The 19179-nt window shown below is 61.3% G+C and carries 15 protein-coding genes and 4 pseudogenes; 4 read left to right on the top strand and 15 right to left on the bottom strand.

Going from position 1 to position 19179, the window contains the following annotated elements:
• Positions 1–3: 3 nt before the first annotated feature.
• Positions 4–1308 (bottom strand): ABC transporter substrate-binding protein, encoded by a 1305-nt coding sequence (locus FA04_RS28080; RefSeq protein ID WP_029742589.1) that lies wholly within the window; start codon positions 1306–1308, stop codon positions 4–6.
• A 41-nt stretch (positions 1309–1349) separates the two neighbouring features.
• Complete coding sequence (locus tag FA04_RS28075) at positions 1350–2348, bottom strand: LacI family DNA-binding transcriptional regulator (RefSeq protein ID WP_034800689.1); 999 nt, start codon at positions 2346–2348, stop codon at positions 1350–1352.
• Between the two features lie 434 nt (positions 2349–2782).
• Here FA04_RS28075 and FA04_RS36440 point away from each other — a divergent pair, with 434 nt between their 5' ends.
• Positions 2783–2911, top strand: a complete 129-nt coding sequence (locus FA04_RS36440) for a hypothetical protein (protein ID WP_257785214.1) — start codon at positions 2783–2785, stop codon at positions 2909–2911.
• Between the two features lie 38 nt (positions 2912–2949).
• On the opposite strand, the gene FA04_RS28065 is transcribed toward FA04_RS36440, so the two are convergent.
• The gene (locus FA04_RS28065) at positions 2950–4101 is read right to left on the bottom strand and encodes a sulfite oxidase (RefSeq protein ID WP_051659560.1); all 1152 of its coding nucleotides are present in this window, start codon (positions 4099–4101) and stop codon (positions 2950–2952) included.
• 121 nt (positions 4102–4222) lie between these two features.
• Positions 4223–4924, bottom strand: coding sequence for a DUF938 domain-containing protein (locus tag FA04_RS28060; RefSeq protein ID WP_051659562.1), 702 nt, complete (start codon positions 4922–4924; stop codon positions 4223–4225).
• 120 nt (positions 4925–5044) lie between these two features.
• Between FA04_RS28060 and FA04_RS36020 the strand changes: the two are divergent.
• Positions 5045–5266 (top strand): annotated as a pseudogene (locus tag FA04_RS36020) (Mu transposase C-terminal domain-containing protein); the annotation flags it as partial.
• A 126-nt stretch (positions 5267–5392) separates the two neighbouring features.
• On the opposite strand, the gene FA04_RS28055 reads toward FA04_RS36020, so the two are convergent.
• The 11 genes and pseudogenes from FA04_RS28055 to FA04_RS28010 form a co-directional block, all read right to left on the bottom strand.
• The gene (locus tag FA04_RS28055) at positions 5393–5599 is read right to left on the bottom strand and encodes a cold-shock protein (RefSeq protein WP_034800688.1); all 207 of its coding nucleotides are present in this window, start codon (positions 5597–5599) and stop codon (positions 5393–5395) included.
• A gap of 237 nt (positions 5600–5836) precedes the next feature.
• Positions 5837–6355, bottom strand: a complete 519-nt coding sequence (locus FA04_RS34560; protein ID WP_082584653.1) for an RES family NAD+ phosphorylase — start codon at positions 6353–6355, stop codon at positions 5837–5839.
• Complete coding sequence (locus FA04_RS28045) at positions 6352–6741, bottom strand: antitoxin Xre/MbcA/ParS toxin-binding domain-containing protein (RefSeq protein WP_029742583.1); 390 nt, start codon at positions 6739–6741, stop codon at positions 6352–6354. Before FA04_RS28045 ends, FA04_RS34560 begins: the two co-directional genes overlap by 4 nt.
• Positions 6742–6875: 134 nt before the next feature.
• Positions 6876–7128: pseudogene (repC, locus tag FA04_RS34555) on the bottom strand (replication initiation protein RepC); the annotation flags it as partial.
• Positions 7129–7197: 69 nt separating this feature from the next.
• Positions 7198–7920: pseudogene (locus FA04_RS28040) on the bottom strand (reverse transcriptase domain-containing protein); the annotation flags it as partial.
• Positions 7921–8060: 140 nt separating this feature from the next.
• Positions 8061–8861, bottom strand: coding sequence for a M55 family metallopeptidase (locus FA04_RS28035; RefSeq protein ID WP_034800685.1), 801 nt, complete (start codon positions 8859–8861; stop codon positions 8061–8063).
• A 371-nt stretch (positions 8862–9232) separates the two neighbouring features.
• Entirely contained in the window at positions 9233–10327 is a 1095-nt protein-coding gene (locus FA04_RS28030) for an aminotransferase class I/II-fold pyridoxal phosphate-dependent enzyme (RefSeq protein ID WP_034800683.1), read from the bottom strand.
• Positions 10328–10329: 2 nt separating this feature from the next.
• The gene (locus tag FA04_RS28025; protein ID WP_034800680.1) at positions 10330–12006 is read right to left on the bottom strand and encodes a serine hydrolase domain-containing protein; all 1677 of its coding nucleotides are present in this window, start codon (positions 12004–12006) and stop codon (positions 10330–10332) included.
• 33 nt (positions 12007–12039) lie between these two features.
• Positions 12040–12912 carry an ABC transporter permease gene (locus FA04_RS28020; protein WP_029742577.1) on the bottom strand — a complete coding sequence of 291 codons (873 nt, stop codon included), beginning with the start codon at positions 12910–12912 and terminating at the stop codon, positions 12040–12042.
• Entirely contained in the window at positions 12909–13781 is an 873-nt protein-coding gene (locus FA04_RS28015; protein ID WP_034800704.1) for an ABC transporter permease, read from the bottom strand. The genes FA04_RS28020 and FA04_RS28015 overlap by 4 nt, the downstream gene beginning before the upstream one ends.
• A gap of 242 nt (positions 13782–14023) precedes the next feature.
• Entirely contained in the window at positions 14024–15952 is a 1929-nt protein-coding gene (locus FA04_RS28010; RefSeq protein ID WP_029742575.1) for an ABC transporter substrate-binding protein, read from the bottom strand.
• 123 nt (positions 15953–16075) lie between these two features.
• Between FA04_RS28010 and FA04_RS28005 the strand changes: the two genes are divergently transcribed.
• Positions 16076–17029: a LysR family transcriptional regulator gene (locus FA04_RS28005; RefSeq protein WP_034800668.1), complete on the top strand. Its 954-nt coding sequence runs from the start codon at positions 16076–16078 to the stop codon at positions 17027–17029.
• Positions 17030–17296: 267 nt separating this feature from the next.
• A pseudogene (locus FA04_RS36530) lies at positions 17297–19176 on the top strand (ABC transporter ATP-binding protein).
• The last annotated feature ends 3 nt before the right edge of the window (positions 19177–19179 follow it).

Genomic DNA, 19179 nt, shown 5'->3' with positions numbered 1-19179 from the left:
GCCCTATTGCTGCTCGTCGAAGGGCGGGTAGCCGGCGTTGTCCTCGATGTCCTGATCGATCTTCTTGGCCGCAGCCGTCAGTGCCTCCTGCGCATCACCGCCATTGAAGATCTTGTCGACCGCCTGCATGAAGGCCGAGGTGATCGTCGGATAGGCCGGGTGGGGCGGACGGGCGACGGCGGTTTTCGAGGCCTGCTCGAAGGCGACGGCAAGCGGCCCGCCTTCAGCGTAGAGCGGGGATTCTGCGGCAAAGCTCTTCAGGCCCGGATAGGCCGACTGGGTCTTTGCATAGTCGCGATAGTCCTTGTCCTTCAGAAGGAAGCTCAGGAATTTTCCGGCGGCCTCAGGGTTTTCGGAGCTCGCGGAGATGCCCCAGATCCAGGTGCCGTTCGGGCTGACGCCCTTTTCGCCGATCTTCGGCAACGGCATGACGACGATGTTGTCCTTCATCGCAGCGGCAGCTTCGGCGTAGAACCAGTGCCCACCCATGGCAAGCGCTGCCGGCTGCCCCTCTGCATAGAACTGGTTGGTGCCGGACGAGGTCGGAACAACCCAGCCGTTTTTCACCCAGGTCTGCATCATCGTCAGCGCCTTGACGCAGGCTTGGCTGTCGAGCGTGCCGCTCGCCTTCCAAGCCTTGCGATCGATCAGGTCGCAGCCCGCACTTTCGAGCAGCGGGCCGTAGGCATAGGTGATCCACTCGGTCTTGATCCCGTAACCGCGGAACGTGTCGATCGGCCACTTCACGCCTTCGAGTTTGGAGAGCTTTTCGAGATAGCCTTCGAATTCCTCGCGCGTCCAGGCATCGTCGACGGATTTCGGAATGCGTGCGCCGATGGCTTCGAGATACTTTTTGTTGCCGTAGAGAACGACCGAGGAGTCAGTGAGACCGATTGCATAGAGGTCCTTGTCGATCGGGTAGGTTCCCTGGGCGATGTTCGAGCCGGTCATGTCGTCGAGGACATCCTTGTCGACGAGTGGCTTGATGGGCTGCAGGTAGCCCGACCAGACGTAGTTAGCGAGAAACGGCGCGTCGAGTTCCATCACGTCGGGCAACTGCTTTGCCATGACGGCGGCGCTGAACTTCTCGTTATAGGCGTCGTGCGGCGCGTAGATCATCTCGACGTCGATGTCGGGATTGGCTTCCTCGAAGCGCTTGGCGACGTCGCCATAGGCCTTCACCCAACCCGGATCGCCCTGGTGCATCACATGGATGACGGATTTTGCCTCTGCAAAACCGGCGGTCCACAAGAGTGCGGAAGACGCGAAAAGCGCGCTAAGTAAACGATTACCCAGATAAGTTGTCATTGATCTTCTCCTCCTATTCAGTTCGACGAAAATGCTGATTGTCAGACCGATGCCCGCTCCACGAGATGAAACGGCAGCTTGCGCAGATGCGGCGGCTGAGGTTCCCCGGCGAGCAGTATCTCCATGGCCAGGCGGCCCATCGCGCGGTGCGGCAGGGCCATCGTCGTCAACGGCGGATCCAGCCGCGAGGCGAGCTCGACCTGGTTGTCGAAGCTGGCCACCGCAATGTCGTCCGGGATTTTAAGGCCGGCGCGCGCTAGAGCCGCATAGACTTCCATTGCGACACGGTCGTTGCCGCACAGGATCGCGTCCGGCCGCTGACCGGCGGCCAGCAATGTCTCGACATGCGACGCTACGAGGCTCGGAGCGCGGTCGCTATAAACGCTGCGACGCACGGCCGGAAGCACACCAATCGGTTCGAGGCCGGCCTCTTCAAGGGCTGCGCGAAAACCCTTCTCTCGTAGCGCCCCGGCAAGGATACCCGGCAGGTTGATGAAGGCGATGCGGCGGCGGCCAGAGGCGAGCAGGTAACGCACGATCTCGCGCGCCCCACCTTCTTCGTCGGGGACCAGTGACGTGACGCGCCCGGAGGCCTCGCGGCAATTGATCATCACGCCGACGGAGCCCGCGAGTGCCGGCGGCAGATCGACGTCCTTGTGGTACATGGCGGCATAGGCAACGGCACGCGGCCGGAACTGCTGCACCTCGTCGACCACCGAGCCGATTGACTGTCCGCTGCTGTGGTTGACGGCAAACACTGCCATGCCTGCACTGCGCGCAGCACCATCGAGCCCGCGCACGATTTCGGTGGCGAACGGCGAAGTGATGAGGCCATCAGAAACGACGCCGACCAGCGGTAGCCATCCCTGACGCACACCGCGCGCGGCGAGATTGGTCACGTAACCCAGTTCCTCCGCGATCGCCTTCACCTTCTGGCGGGTATCGTCCGACATGCGCGCGGAGCCGCCGTGCAATGCGCCGGAGACCGTCTTCACCGAGACGCCTGCACGCTCCGCAATGTCAGAAAGCGAGATTGCCACGATGCTCCTGAACTCCGTTGGGTTATCGATTACCCTATAGTTTAAACCACGGTCTTTTGTCAAGCGCAGCCGGCGGGTCCTTGTGACTTCGCCGACAAACCGCTAGTTCGTCGCAGGCGTCCATCTGACCCAAGCGACCCCTCTGCCCTTCGTTGCCCGTGGCCAAGGCGTCACGGCCGTCTTCCCTGGGGACCAAGCGACGGCGACGATCTTCGACGTGCTCGGCAACGCCGTCGAATGGGAGAGCAAGGTGGAATATGACCTTCTCGCCAAAGCCAGCGCCTTGATGGCCGCCTATTTCGGCATCATGCACGCACGACAGAATGGCTCGCCCAAAATGGCCTGCCGGAAGAAAAGGGCCGCGCCTATCTCGTGCCCCTGTTTGCCGGTCGTTCCGAAGCGGCACGCAAGGCAAGGATGTCGATTTCGTCGAGATGAGCCGCGAGTTTGCCACCAAGAGCGGCCTCAACGAACAGGTGTTCCGGGACTTCGACGAAAGGTGCGGAACCCTAGCGCTGACGCGAGTGCTCGACAGAGTGTTCGAGCGGATCAACAACCGCTAACAGGTGACACTCGCCGCCATTTCGCCCCATGCGGTTGATTAGATCACGAATTCCTCCTCATAGGTCTGCGGCTCGGGAACGACCGTAACCTCCACCGGTACGATCCAATTGGCCGCGTAGCTCTCGAAGTCGGAACGCTGCTGGTCGGGCTGCACGCGCCCCGCCGCATCGATCGCGCGACATCGCAGTTTGTATTGCCCCACCTTTTCAGGGGTCCACATGTACTCCCACAAGCGCCATGCTAAGGGACGTTCTTTCTCGAGGAGGCTTGCCTCGCGCCAGCCACTACCATCTTCGGTGCAGACCTGAACCTGCCGGATAGCAGCCTCGCCGCCCCAGGCGGCTCCAAAAATTCGATAGGGTTGGCCGGCGATGAGACGCGCGCCCTGCACGGGTCGCGCGATCTGCGCTTTGACCTCCATCTCCGTGAGGGGGACTAGGCTCGGTTCCCCGAGGTTGCGCTCCCAACGGAAGTACTCACGCGCTTGCCAGTAGCCAAGGAATGGTTGTTCCAAAACCGTGATATGGGTGATCCACTTGACCCAAGCCATGCCGAACCAGCCACCCACAACCGCGCGCAGCGGGTAGCCGTGATCGCGGGTCAACGGCTCCTCGTTCATCGAATGGGCAAGGATCGTGCTGTGCGCCATGGCCTTCTCCAGCGGTAGACTGCGCGCAAAAGCGATGGGGCCAGGAGAAGCCGTTTTTTTGTTCGTGTCGACGACGCCGCTGTCTGCGCCCACAAGCAGGACCTCACGCGCGTTAGGCTTAACGCCCGCCATTTCCAATATCTCGCTGAGAAGAACTCCTGTCCACGCAGCATTGCCGACGGCTCCGTTCTGCCACTGCAACCCCTCCTTCGGTGGCACATAGTAGACGCGGCCATTCCCGGCGCATTCGACGACGGCAGTCAAGGTCGTGCTCCGCATCGCCTTGATGCTGTCGAGGTCAAGTTCGAGCGGCCGCGCCACCGCCCCGTCAACGCGCAATCTCCAGTCTCGCGCATCGAGGTCCGGCGAGGGGAAATGGTTTCTCACGAAGAACAGCTCGGTTGGGATCAGCAAATCGGAGAGCGACGCAAATGGAAACTCGGTATTCTGTGGGGATTTTTGTCGAACTATCAGGCTGGGTTGCTCTGGTGTCGGCATCGTTCTCGTCTCTCCTTCCAAAAGCACAACCTCGGTATCCATCCCCGCGGGTTCCGGTTAGATCACACCCCGCGCAGTGCGCCTGTCGCGTTCCGCCTTCGGCCGCATTCTCGCCTATAGCGCACGTTCGAGCATCGACCTCGGACGGCAGCTTACTGCATGGTCACATCTCTCTTTCGCGCCGGCTTGTCGTTGAGACAGTACCTCTGCAGAAGACCAGCAACATGTTGTTGGCAGGCATCTCGATCGTCTCGCGGAGAACAAGTCCAGCGGCCTCACCCATTTGTTCAAGGTCAGCGATATCACGCACACCCCAGGATGGGTTGCGCTCCTTTAGAGCGGCGTCGAAAGCAGCATTCGAGGGGGCGTTGTGTACGCCGTCGCGCATAAAGGGACCGTAGAGAAGGAGAAGCCCACCATCGTGAAGCAAACGGCCAGCTCCTTCGAACAATCCTGAGCTTGCCGTCCATGGCGCGATGTGGATCATATTGATTGATAAGATGGCGTCAAAATGCCCCGTTTGTTCGACGATCCATTGTCCTGAGCACACATCAATATCCCGCGGTGCCAGCACGTTCTGCAGCCTTGAGAATTTGATCCAGCTAGACGTACTGGCGCGGGCGCCGGCATCCGGATCGCTCGGCTGCCAGGTGATGTCTGGCATTGCCCCCGCAAAACACACGGCGTGCTCGCCGGTCCCGCATCCAATCTCCAGCACGGTGCCACGTGTTGGAAGGACACGTTGTAGGACCGCGAGGATCGGCGCCGAATTTCGCGCAGCGGAAGGTGAGAACATGCGCTGGTCGGCGCTGACGTCGCGCTGTTCCAGCGCAACAGGCGAACGGTCCTTCTTCTCTGGGAGCATTGGCCTGTAATCCCCTTTGGGCAATGCCTCCACCTTATAGCTGATATAACTGAAATCAAGGATTGCGGACTTACAAAGGGTCGTCGGTGCTGCGTTCGGGATCATGTCCCAGGGAGTGGTGTCGCCGAAATCCGTGCGCGCTGTGAAGAGGCTGGTCTTGCCCTGCCGTCCTATGTCACCATTGCCCGGCGCATCCCGGGGCTGTTTTCGCCTGAAGAGATCGCCAGAAAGCGGTCGGCCAATCCAAAGCACCTGCTGCGGTTAAAACCGCGACCAGGCTATATCCACGCACCGCACCCACTCGACGTCTGCCAGATCGACCATACGCCGACCGATTTGAGCGAAAACAAGGTCGCGCGGCCCGGCTGATCACCTGAAAGCGCCGGTCATACCGGCGGGTTCCGGCCAAGAGGCACCGCTGGAGCAGAGCAAACACTGCATGCAGTAAGCTGCAGAATCGCAATGCGCTCAGGCCTGGATGTTGTCCGCCGACATCTTGCCGGACTTGCGGTCTTTCACCAGCTCATAGGTAACCTTCTGGCCGTCGTTGAGTCCGCGTAGACCAGCTCGCTCTACCGCGGAAATGTGGACGAACACATCGGCAGTTCCGTCATCCGGCTGGATGAAACCGAAGCCTTTTGTTGTGTTGAACCATTTTACTGTACCGGTTGCCAAAGTATCCTCCTTTGATCATCGTCGTGTCGGACCGATGGGCTCGAATGATACTGGTACGCTCACATTAGTAGACGGTTCCGGCGTCAACGAAAAGCATGCGAGCTGTCGCGTCTATCGCACCGGACCAAAATTCCGGATCTTGGTTGCTTACCTTTGCTGTAAGCACGGTAGAGCGGGCGTAATATGGCTGCAAGATCAAGACGCAGTCGTAAAGGGCCTGAAATTGCGCCGATGCGCCTAATCCCAGGACAGTTGATCCTTCGGAAGCCGACCACTTGGGTCGTGTACCTGCACTTTATGCGGCAGGTTGGGGCCCCAGTTCCAAAGCACCAGATTTCGATCTCCCTCTTCGGCGCCGGGCGCAAAGCTGGGTACTATGATGCCTGCCGTGCCCCTCGCCTTGAGTCGATCGTATATCGACCAGGATGGGGGTCTCCTTCCTTCGGAAAGCGTGGTGGCCCAACTGCAGGCCATTTCCTCCACCGAAACGGAATTCGAGGCCCGACCAACTTCAGAAGCAAGATCCGTAATGTCATCACAGTCGACATCGTAGGAACAAAGTACACAGGGGTCGATGCGATGGGCAAACCCTTGATTGGCTTCCTTTACCGCCGTCATCACACTGAGGGCGAGATAGAGAGCTGGCACGCCTTTTGGGTTGAACCGCGCGCCTCTTATAGCCGCGCCATCTCCTGAAACCGGTTTGAAAGCCCAGCGTGGATCGTGCGCACGGTAACAATTGCCCACAAACCTCAAGCGAAGCCCCCTAGGGCCATATGATCGAGGTAATCTCGCACCGCCGCGGCCTTGCCGTCTTTTACGAGAGCCTCGGGCGTACGCCCGCCAAAAGCTGGTAGAGGTTGGGCCCGGTACCAAGCCATTGCCTGCTCCTTACCACCGGCCCAATCTGAGACACGACTGATAATCTCCAGCATTTCCCGAAGACGGCTCTGCGTTTTCGCGCCCAGGCTACGTTCACTTCTATACAGTGTTTCGCGGGCTAGCCCCGCCGTCTCGGCCAACTGGCTCTTAGACATGCCGAAGCCGGTTGCGACCCGTTCCACAGCGATCTTTCCCGAGCGATCCATATAGGACAGCACCAAGGGACCGCTGTGCTCTAAAGATTTCAGAACCTGAGGCATGATCATTCCGCCATATCCAGCAACTCATTTATTGTGCGAAATATATGACTCTATTGACGGTAACGCAAGCGACTACGACATTCGCCGGGGTAGCGAGAACTTTCAAGCCACTGCCACCCCCAAAGAGCCGTTCGCTAGGCGCTTCGAGCAACCACTGGATTCGCCCGCAACAGAGCCATCAACACCGGCCCGAGCGAAAACTCCCCTCGCCGCGCCTTGTCCGTCAGATTGCGCAGATATCCGCCGGCCGAGTTGATGTGCCCTGCCCTTTCGAGAATACAGGCCATTGTCGCAGCCACATTTTCCGGCCCCATCGCCTCGCAGGCGTCCTGGTAGGCGCATGGACTGACGCCCCAGCATCGATCGGACCACCACTCGCCTACTCATCCCACCTACCTGAAGGTCCGGCTGCCGCAGGTGTTTGGTGAAGATCTGTTGCTGAACTCAGTTATCAAATCGACCGCTGTCCCGGGGGCTCGCCGCTGCCGCCACCCCGTTGCTTTTGCGACGGGCTTGGGTCTTTTTGCGGTGATAGGTCCACCTTTCATATCGCTCCTCGATCGCGCTAAGGGCGATGTTTGCGAGCAAAGGTGAGATGATCCCGCCCTGAGGGATACCGGCGTCCGTCCGGAGGAACTGATCCTCAGTCAAAACACCGGCCTTGAGGAATAATCCGACCAATCTCACCACTCGTCGATCACCGATGCGCTTGCGCATCCGCTCGAGCAGGTGATGATGATTGATATTGTCGAAGCATCCTTTGATGTCCCCCTCAATAACCCAAGGATATGGCAACCGGTTTCGCCGAGTGTCCTTGTCCCGCTTCTGCGGCAAGGCTGCCCGACGAATGTACTGCAAGGCGCCGTGGGTGTTTCTGCCGGGTCGAAACCCATAAGAGACATGCCAGAATTGCGCCTCGAAGATCGGCTCCAAAAGGATTCTGGCCGCGCCTTGTACGACGCGGTCTCTGATGGCGGGGATGCCCAAGGGTCGGAATTGCCCCGGTTTCCCGGCCTTTGGAATGAGCTTGCGCCTGGCCGGACTTGGCCGATATGCACCACTGCGCAGATCAGCTTGAAGATCGACCAGGAAGCGATGTTCACTCCTGTTTCGGATACGTCCCACCGTCATCCCGTCAACCCCGGCCGTGCGTCCACCTTTGTTGGAGGCAACGCGCTGCTAGCCAGGCAACAAGGTTGAGCCAGCTTCGTCCAGCGAGGGCGGCGTGACGGTCGGAAAGCGCCCGTTTTGGCGCGTTGCTACCTATCAAGGCCAGTGACTCTATCCCGCGACGTCCAGGCACGGGAGCCCGCCCTTGATCAGGCTTTCAGGAAGACCAGCGCTCGCAGGATCTCCGCAAAATCCGCATGCTTGAAGGCGACGGCGCGAGGACCGTGCGCATATGCACCGGGATACCAGCCGGCACGATAGGCATCTGTCGGATTGTTGAACTCGATCACCACTTCGTAGCGCTCGGCCCTGGACGGCAGCACCTGAGCGAAATCGCCGGACAGCGCTTCTGCCACGCCTTCACGAATAAGCCGGCGCGACCAAGCAGGCGAGATCGACGTCGTCGAACGACCTTTACCCTCCAGCGTTTCCACGGACTTCAGCCCCGGCACCATCGCCCGCGCCTCAGAGCAAATACCGGCATCGCCGGCAAGGAAGACCGACGGTACACCGTAACCGGCGGCACAGAGCGCGTTGACGGTAAATTCCGAGGCGACCTCTCCGTTCAAAAGCAGGCGCGAGATGCGCATCGTGGAGGTATGGGCGAGCGGATTTGCCTCGCTGCCCGCTTTGGAGTGATAGCCCGTATAGAGCGCGGCCGCGAAGCCGGCATCGAGGCCGAACATCATCGCATCCGGATGGCCGGACCAGCCGCGCACAATGCGGACATAGTCCGGCAGGCGGTCGAGGATGAGGTTGCGACCGCTGTCATGGGCGTCTTTCACCACGACTTCCGTCGCACCGGCGGCACGCGCGCCCTCGCAGGCAGCGACCACCTCGGCGGTCATCAGGGCGCGAAATTCGGTCCAGTCGGAATGGGTGCGCTCGGCTTCGTCCCATTGCGCGATGCCTGCGGTGCCTTCGATGTCAGCGGAGATGAAAACTTTCATGGGTGGGTTCCTCTATCGGTCAAATCAGGAAGAGCGGGATAGATGCGGTCGTTTCAGGCAGGGATCGCGAAGGCCAACCAACGCGATGGGCGCCGCCAACCGCGGGGGCTTCAGCGGCCACTTTGGCAGACTTGGTTATCGGCGAGGCACGTCTGACCGGTGATCGGCGATTTGCATGTCGTTTAACGGAACATTGGTGCAGCTCGCCGCCACAGGCCAATTCAATTTGGGCAAAACTCCATGCAAGAATCGCCTAACTCCCGAGATTTCAATCGGTTATGGATAACTCCCTCACGAGCAGGCGTGCGTGCACGGTCGCTAGCGCGGAGTTCTCGCCGACGCCAACGTCTGTGAGAACTCCACACGCAGGTCTAGAGAAGTTCGCCCATCGACTGCAGGAGCCGTTCGATCTGATCGGCCGTGTGCTCGGAAAACACCGCAAGCCGCATGGTCGCAACATCTGACGCGTCGGAATAACCACCAGGCTGCTGCACCCTGACGATGATGTCGCGCTCCGCCAGACGATCGCGCAGCTGTTCGAGGTTGGTGACGCCCTTGATGGTGACGATCGGTACCGGCGTGTCGGCAACGTCGAACCCGAGGGTCCGCAACCCGCTGCGCATATGCTTGACGTTGCGAACGAGGTTGGCGCGCTTTTCCGGTGTCGCCTGCAGAACGCGCAACGATGCGGCTGCAGCGGCTGCAAGACCCGGTGGCGCCGGCGAGGCACCACGCATGATCATCGCATTGCCCGCGATCTTGGCGGCCAGATCCGCACTACCGGGAACGATGCCGCCGAGCGCGCCGAACGCCTTGCTCATCGTGCCGGCGAGATAGTTGCCCTCGCCTTCGAGCCCCGCGTGCTGCAGCGATCCGCGGCCGGTCTCACCAAGAACGCCGACACCGTGGGAATCGTCGATGCAGAGCAGCGCACCATCATAGGGGGCCATGGCCTGCCGGTAATCCCCAAGTGGCGCCAACCGTCCGGATGACGGAAAGACGCCGTCGGTCAGCACCGCCGGCCGCTCGCCCGCCTTCACATGCAACGACAGTTGCGCAGCAAGATCCTCCGGATCGGCATGCCGAAATTCATGAACCCGCTTGCCGAGCGTCGGGATCGCGTCACGGGTGCTGTAATGCGTCGCGCAATCCATGAGGATGACATCGAATTCGTCGCGCAGCCCCTGCAGCAACACCATGGGGCTGGTGTAGCCGGAAATCATGTAGACGACCTCGTCTGTGCCGAACCAGTCGCGCAACCGCTCCTGCAAATCGGCATAGACCTGCATATGGGCGAGCGTCCCCGGCCCCATGCCGTAGCGCCTGGTCGCTTCGCAGGCCGCCTCGATCACTTCGGAGTGGCCATGCAGGCAGAAGTACGACGTGCCGCAATAATAGTCGACCACGCGCCCGCCGATGAACATGCGGGCGCCAAGAGGTGACTCCATCTTGATTGGAGCGGTCATGGTCACGCCGCTTCGGCCTGGGATGGGCTGCGTCGCTCCAGGAACATCGGCCCGACGCGGATGCCGCGCTTGCCGTTGTCGTCGACGGCATCAAGTTCGAGGATCTCGTCTTCGTAAAGCCGCCCATGCATGCGGAAGCGTCCCTCCTCGACCGGCTCGCATGTGTGCGTGCAGAAGTACTCGATCAGGCACTTCAGGCCGCCATGGCTGTAGGTCAGGTAGGTGATGTTGAAGTCCGGCCCATATTCGCCGAGATGCGGCGCAATGGCGTCGGGCACGGTCTCGTCCTCAGGCGTCTCTATGCGTGTCCAGCTTGTATCCCGCCAGACGAGCTTGCCGGCTGCCGGGAAGGAGAGGTTCATATGGGCATAGTCCGCGCCGCGCCCGTAGATGCGACCGTCGATGACGAAATCGTTGCCGGCAACGGGACGGATCCGGTGCGGAACGCCCTCGCCCATCAGGTAGATCTTGCCGTCCTTGGATTTGACCTCGACGATCTCCTGCGTGGCGTCGTCGCGGTAATAGCCCGGCAGGGTCTTGAACTGCGCTTCGGGGATCTCCGGCGGACGCTGTGTCCGCTCGGGCATCTTGCCCATCTTGCGCTCGGCAAGAACGATGCGCACGCCGTCGACGCCGAGCCGCGAGGCGATCTGGTTGGCGAAATCAAGGGTCGCAAAGATCAGCACGCCGACGCCGGCGGCAGGCAACAGCATCATCTGCGAAGCATAACCATAGACGGCGCCACCATGGCCGACCGAGGTCCAGCCGTCGACGTCGCCGGCACCGAAGCACAGGCCATACCCGTTGAGCGTCTTGTCGTGGCCGGCCGGACGTTTGCCGAACGGTGTCCACATCTCACGCAGCGACGCCGGCGAGATGATCGAATTGCCGGCAGCGTCAAAGCCGCCGCGCAGCAGGCACTGGGCGTAGCGTGCCATATCCCCCGTGGTGGAAAAGATGTTGCCGGCCGGCGAGCCGCCAAGGCTGAACACCGGCGCCGGCGTATCGCCGTCGAGCGTCCACATGTCGGCCGGCGCAAGCCGCTCGCGAATGCCCGGCGCCATGCCGCAGGAGGAACTGTCCATGCCGAGCGGTTTCAGAATGTTGGCAGCGACATAGTCGGAATAGCTCTGGCCGGTGACGACCTCGATCACCCGACCGACGACGGCGATGCCGGCGTTGGAGTAATGCATCACCCCGAGGCTCGGATCCTGCTTCAAGGTCGAGCTGGCGAGCTCGTCGACCGTGTCTTCCAGCGGAGGACGGGTCGCGTCGAGATAGTGGCCACTCTTGGGTTCGCGCACCAGCCCGGCCGTATGGGTCATCAGCTTGCGCAGGCTGATGACCGAGCCGTGAGGCCCGCCCTCGGCGCCAGCGAACGGGTTCACCGGCTTAAATCCGGGCAGGTAGGTCGAGACGTCGACATCGATATCGACAAGGCCCTTTTCGACCAGTTGCATGATCGCCAGCGAGGTGAAGGTCTTGGTGATCGAGCCGATACGGAAGCACGTGTCCTTGCCCATGTCGAAATGGCGGTCATGGCGCTGGACATGGCCTTCGGCAAGCACACCGTCTCGGTCGACGAGGGCGTAGGAGATCGACGGGATCGCCTTGTCCTCGACCTCGTACCGGATCAGATCCTCGAACAGCTCGATGGAAGCAGCAGACAGAGAGGACATGGAAAATGCTCCTTGGTCGTAAGGGATTGGGTCTCAATGGGCGTGGCGTGGGTCGAGCATGTCGCGCAGCGCATCGCCGACGAGGTTCCACGACAGTACGAAGAGGAAGACGGCCGCGCCGGGGAAGGCCAGCGTGTACCAGAACTGGAAGGGATTGCCGGGCTGACCGACGATCCAGTTGCGCGAATAGGCGATGAACTGGCCCCAGTCGGCATAACCTTCTTCGGTGCCAACGCCGAGGAAGCTGAGCGCTGAGGCGGACAGCACCATGGAACCGGTCGCCATCGTCGCGAGAACCAGCACCGGGAACATGGCGTTGGGCAGGATATGCAGGACGATCAGCCTGAGATCGCTGGCGCCGTAGCTCCTGGCTGCGTGGATGTAATCCATCTCGCGGATCCTCAGGATCTCGCTTCGAACGATGCGGGCATAACTCATCCAGCCGAACGTCGTCAGCGCGATCGTGATGGGCACGATGCCTTTGCCGAGCAAAGCCGTCAGCACCATGGCGGCGATCAGGAAGGGCACGGCCATGAACACGTCGACGATGCGCATCAGCACTTCCTCGACGACGCCGCCGTAATAGGCCGCGACAGCGCCGACGACCGTGCCGATCAGCACTGAGATCGCCACGACCCCGAGCCCGATCTTGAATGCCGTGCGCGTACCCCAGACGACGCCATAGAAGATGTCGTACTGGCCCTGGGTCGTGCCAAACACCGCCTCCGGCGAAGGCGGTTGCGGCGTCGCCAGGAAACCCGCGCGCGGCGTGTCGTAGGGCGAAAGCTGGAAGCTCTGTGGCGGGGCCAAGACGGGAGCGAAGACGGCGATCAGCACGAAAGCGAGCAGGATCACGACGCCAAACAGCGACACCGGATTGCGTGCGAGGTAACGAAGAAACTTCATTGCGTCTTCACCCTCGGGTCAAGCAACGGATAGATGAGATCGACGACCAGGTTCATCAGCACCAGCACGACCGCGAAATAGAGGCCGAAGCCGAGGACTGCGGGAAAGTCGAGATTGGCAGCGGTCTTGGCGGCGAACTGGCCGAGCCCGGCGTAGTCAAAGATGGTCTCGGTGATGACCACGCCACCCATCATCACGGCGAGTTCCATGCCGGCGATGGTTGCGAGCGGCAGAAGCGCGTTGCGCCTGGCGTGATGCAATTCGACGACGCGGCGCGGCAGGCCCTTGGCGCGGGCGGTGCGTACGTAGTCCTGGCGCAGCGTTTCCAGCATCGAGGTGCGCATCACCCGCGTCATGCTGGCGACGTTGACATAGGTCAGCGTGATGACGGGCGCCGCAAGGTGACGAAGTGCATCGCCGAAGATCGCCAGGTTGCCGTTGAGCAGCGCGTCGATAGTATTAGCGCCGGTGTAGCGCACGAAATCGCCGGAGCTGACCACGGTTTGCGCCCACTGGCTGAGCCGGCCGGGCGGAAACCAGTCAAGCGCCGAATAGAAGATCAGCAGCATCAAGAGGCCGAAGACGTAAACCGGAAAGGACCAGCCGAGAATGGTGAAGATGCGGATGACGTGGTCGGGCCAGCGGTTGAGATAGATGCCGGCGCGCGAACCGAGGTAGACGGCGAGTAGCAGACAGGGCACGAAGGCCAGCACGACCAGCTCCAGCGTCGCCGGAAACAGCGACATCAGCGCCGTCGACACCGGTTGGCGGGCGGTCTCGGACCAGCCGAGATTGCCGCTGAGAACGCCGCCGATCCAGCGGCCGTACTGAATGTAGAAGGGATCGTTGAGCCCGTACTGCTCGATCATCCGACGGATGCTCTCCTGACCACCCTTGAGATAGTCGGGCGACGGCGCATAGGCCGCCAGTCTCTGTGTCGGCGAAAGCGACATCTGCAGCGCGAAGATCATCAACGACAGCGCGAAGAGGACGATCGGCAGCATCATCAGTCGTCTGAGTGCGTAATTCAGCACGGTTCACACGTTCCGATTTCAGGGAAAAGAGAAAAGGCATGCCGGGCGGTCTTGCCGCCCGACATGCCGTTCGCCAATCAGTCGTTGGCCTTGGTGACCGGGTAAAAGTCCCAGGCGCCGTAGAGGATCATGTTGTCGACATAGCCGTCGATGTTGCTGCGGGTGACGACGTAGCCGAAATCTTCCCAGAGGAACTGGGTGGTGGCGTATTCGTACGACATCTCCTGCAGCTTGGCGTAGATCGGCTCGCGAACCGCCGGATCGACCGATGCCCAGGCTTCATCCAGGAGCGGCTTGAACTTCTCCGCCATCAGGTCGCGATAACCTTGGCCGACCATGCCGCCGACGAGACCCGTGGGCGAGAGGTAATAGCTGGCGGCACCGAGCGGACCACCCGGATCGGAATAGTCAGGACCCCAACCCATCACCGTCAAGGGTGCTGCCGGCTTTTCGCGGTTGTTGAGCTTGTCCGAAACGGACGCCCACGGCAGAGCCTGGATCTGCATCTTGAACTTCGGATTGATGCGCGACAGCCCCTGCTGCAGCGCCGAGAGTGCCGCCGTCAGCTGCGGGTTGCCTTCGGTCACATAGGCGGTGAAGGCAAAGCCGGTATCCCAGAGCTTGCCGTCAAATGCCTTCTTGAAGTGTTCTTCGGCCTTGGCGGGATCGTAGCTGTAGACAGGTGAATCCGGGCGGTAACCCATGATGCCGCGAACCGTCGGCCCACGAGACTGCACGGTCTTGTTGAGCAGCACCTGGGTGAGCAGCGCGTCGTAGTTCTGGGCGTAGTTGAAACCCTTGCGCACGTCGATGTCGGCGAAGAAGTCCGGCGGAATGCCGGCGCCGTCGAGCTTGCCGCTGCCGATCGCCGGATTGTCGTTGTCGTCGAGCGGCCAGGCGAAGAAGATGCCGCGCGAGAACACTTTCTGCAGGCCGTCAATGACCTTGACGCCTTCAGTCTTGCTGAGTTCATCGATGAACTCGACGGGTGCCGTGACGAAATCGGCGTCACCGGACAGAAGCTGCAGGCGCCGCGTCGTCCATTCCGGCACCGTGCGCATGACCACGCGCTCAAGCTTGGCGGGGCCCATGAAGTAATTGTCGAAGCGCTTCAACGTGATGCGCCGGTCGGTTCGGTCCCATTCCTCGAGCATGAACGGCCCGGTGCCATTTTCTTCCGCAAACAGCGGATTGGCGCCGAGTTCCGGACGGTAGTGGGCCTTCCAGGTGTCGCCCGAGCCATCCCAGCCGCCGACCGATGCAACCCATTCCTTGTCGACGACCGAAGTGCCGAAGGGCAGCGCGATCACCCCAAGCGTGGCCGGAAACGACTTGGGCAGCTTGAGCGTGACATTGTCGCCATCGACGACGATCTGCGACGCGAGTTGGTCATAGACCTTGCGCAGGATCTCGGGGCTGGCGTCGTTTATGGATTTCACCTCGCCTTCGGCCTCAACCCACTTGGCGATGTCGGTATATTTGCCGGCTGTGATCACCTCGGTGATTGCGTTCGACATCCACGACTGGCCTTGAAGAATGGCGCGCAGCAACGAGTAGCGTACGTCTTCGGGCGTGATCTGGCCGTAACCCGGCTCGATCGTCGCCTTCTGGGCGTCAGTCAGCTTGTCGTAGTATTCCCAGGTGACTTTGCCATCGGCGCCCTTGATCCCGACCTTGTGGGCTGAAACGCCTTTGCGGATCGGGAAGGTATAGCTCACCGAGCCATCGGCCGCCTGCTTGATGAGGCCGTTTTCGAGCGACGGTACTTCGGTCGAGAGCGACGGCACGAACTCGGAGATCTTCGAGCCGTTGAAGTTCAACAACCGACTGTAGATGTTGAGAGCGCCGTAAGAGCTCGGCGTGTTGGCGATATAGGCCGGATCGAACGACTGGATGTCGTCGGTCCACATGAAGACGAAAGTGCCGGGGTTCTTGGTCTCGGCCATAGCGGGCGCAGCCGCGATGCCGAGCCCCAAGCACAGAGCTAGGGCTAAGGTGCGTTTCATCGTTGTTCCCATTTGGTGGAGGCGGAAGTTTTCTTCTCGTTATAGGGGAGGCTAGAAGAGCGCTTGCAGGTCTGTCCAATGTGTAATTAGGATAGACTATGCAAATCACGCATGAGGGCCGGCATGGAACTGCAATGGCTTGAAGATTTTCTGGAAATTGCCGCGACCAGAAATTTCTCGACGGCAGCGACGGCGCGCAACATCTCCCAACCGGCCTTCAGCCGGCGCATCAAATCGCTCGAGAACTGGATCGGCGCCGACCTGATCGACCGCAGCACCTATCCGGTACAGTTGACAAGGGCAGGCACGATGTTCCTGCCGGGTTGCCAGCGGCTCGTGCGCGAAGCCTACAGGCTGCGCACCGATTGCCGCAATGTCGCCGGCGAAAGCTCGGCCATGCTCACCTTCACCTCGCTGCATACGCTGGCGATGTACTTCTTCCCGAAATGGATCGGCTCGCCGCTGATCTCGCGCCTGCCGCTGCGCACCAGCATGCACGCCGCCGACTTCCTAGAAAGCATCGACCATCTGTGTTCGGGCCAATGCGATTTCGCCATCACCTATGTGCATCCCGATGGACCGCCGGTGCTGGAAGGCGGGCCGTTCGAATCGTTGCAGATCGGCAAGGACAGGCTGATCCTGGTGTCGGGAGCCGACGAGAGCGGCCGACCGCTGTTCGACATCGACGGGCCCGAAAGCACGGAGATCCCCTATCTCGCCTATTCCTGGAGCGACGGCTACATCGGCAAGCTGGCGACCTTGATCCAGTCGCGCTGGCGCCGGCCGCTCAATCTCAGCATCGTCTACCAGTCGGGCCTCGCCGATGGCCTGAAGCACATGGCCGTCGCCGGGCGTGGCGTCGCCTGGCTGCCGCAGATCTGTGTGGCGGAAGCCCTGCGCCAAGGCCGCCTCGTCCAGATCGGCGGACAACAGATGTCGCTCGACATGGAGATCCGCATCTTCAGGCGCGCCGGCCCTGGTAGCGCCGACAGCGATGGGTTGTGGCAGCATCTCAAGCAGTGTGCGGCATTGCCACAGTACAAGAACGGATTCGATGTCGGCATCGACGCCGCCTGAGGCACCGTCATACCCCAAATCGCCCCACCGAGGCCATATGCGAAGACAGGCGACACGATGCAGAAAGCGCATAGTTTCGATTGCCACATTCGGGACACATTGATTTTACTCGGTTTTGCGGCACGGACAAAAGCCGATTGCGTGCCGCCCGGGCACTGACGGCCTGCCTCGCGGGGAGTTCTCCGCCATCCGAGCATATTGACAGGAGGCAACCCCGTTGCGAGACCTGATAGGGCAACGTCCCCTCGAAATCGGGTCCATGTGCTGATGTTCCTGTCTAAATCCGCGCCCCCTGAACTGCCCGAGGATGTCATCCTTTCCGTGGAAGACCTTGAGGTTTCCTTCGCGGCCGGCACCCTCTCACAGCTGCGCGCGGTGCGGGGCGTCTCCTTCCGCATCGCGCGCGGCGAGACAGTTGCTCTGGTCGGCGAGTCTGGATCCGGCAAATCGGTGACCGCCATGACGATCATGCGTTTAACCGAGTATGATGGCGCGGCGATTACCGGCGGGCGGGTGCTGATGCGCTTGAAGGACGGCAAGGTCGCCGACCTCGCGACATTGTCGGAAAAGCGGGTCGAAGCCCTTCGTGGCGCGGACATCTCGATCGTGTTCCAGGACCCGATGTCGAGCCTGAACCCGGTCTTTACCGTCGGCGACCAGATTGCCGAAGCGGTGATCCATCACCAGAACAAGGCACCCGAGGAAGCGCGCCAGATCGCGCTCAACACCCTCAAGCTGGTACGTGTGCCCGATGCGGAACGCAGGCTCGACCAGTATCCTCACCAGCTCTCCGGCGGCATGCGCCAGCGCGTCATGATCGCTATTGCGCTCGCCTGCCGCCCGTCGCTGATGATCCTCGACGAGCCGACGACCGCGCTCGACGTGACCATTCAGGCGCAGATCCTCGATCTGGTTCGCGCCCTGCAGCACGAAATCGGCATGTCGGTGCTGTTCATTACCCACGACATGGGCGTCGTCGCGGAAGTCGCAGACCGGGTCTGTGTGATGCTCAAGGGTGAAATCGTCGAGACGGGATCGGTTTACGACATCTTCGCCAAGCCGAAGCATGCCTATACACGCGCCCTGATTTCCGCCGTGCCGCGCCTCGGCAGCATGGCCGACAAGGATGCGCCGGAGAAATTTCCGCTGCTGGTGTTCGAACCGGAGCGGCAGCCCGCGGAGGCGACAGAATGAACGCGCCGGCTCATATGACGCAATCCCCTCGCCCACTCGTCGAGGTGCGAAACCTGGTGACGCGCTTCGATCTCAAGGCCGGGCTGTTCGGCCACGTCTCCGGCCGGGTACATGCGGTGGAGAACGTCTCCTTCGACATTTTTCCCGGTGAGACCCTGGCGCTGGTCGGTGAATCCGGCTGCGGCAAGTCGACGGTCGCCCGCTCGCTCATGCAGCTCGATCGACCGCGCTCTGGCTCCATCCGCTTTGATGGAACCGAACTGATCGGCGCGCCGCGCCCTGTCCTCGCGCGATTTCGGCGCGAAGCGCAGATGGTCTTCCAGGATCCGTTTTCTTCGCTCAACCCGCGCATGACGATCGAGCAATCGCTGATGGATCCGATGCGGGTCCACAAGCTTGGTTCGACCGGGGACATGCGCGCCCGCGCTGCCGAACTTCTGGCAAAGGTCGAGCTTTCGCCTGAGCATCTCGAGCGCTATCCGCATGCATTTTCCGGCGGGCAGCGCCAGCGCATCTGTATCGCCCGGGCGCTTGCGCTCAACCCGCGTCTCATCGTCGCCGACGAAGCAGTCGCTTCGCTCGACGTGACGATCCAGGCGCAGGTGATCAACCTACTCATGGACCTGCAGCGCGAGATGCAGATCGCTCTTCTGTTCATCAGCCACGATATGGCGGTGGTCGAGCGCATCGCTCACCGCGTTGCGGTCATGTATCTCGGCGAAATCGTCGAGATCGGCGATCGCCGCTCGGTGTTTAGCAATCCGCAGCACCCCTATACCCGCAAGCTGCTATCGACCGTGCCGATTGCCGATCCGACGCGCCGTCCGGAAGGGCGCCAGCCGATGTCCGACGAAATTCCGAGTGCGGTGCGTGCGCCGGACTTCGTGCCTCGCGAACTGCCGATGCGGCAGATCTCATCGACCCACTACGTGCGCCAGGTCGCAACCGCCTGACAT

The organism is Ensifer adhaerens, assembly GCF_000697965.2.
GTDB lineage: Bacteria > Pseudomonadota > Alphaproteobacteria > Rhizobiales > Rhizobiaceae > Ensifer > Ensifer adhaerens.
The sequence above is the reverse complement of the archived record's forward strand: the minus strand, read 5'-3'. Positions and strand labels throughout refer to the sequence as shown.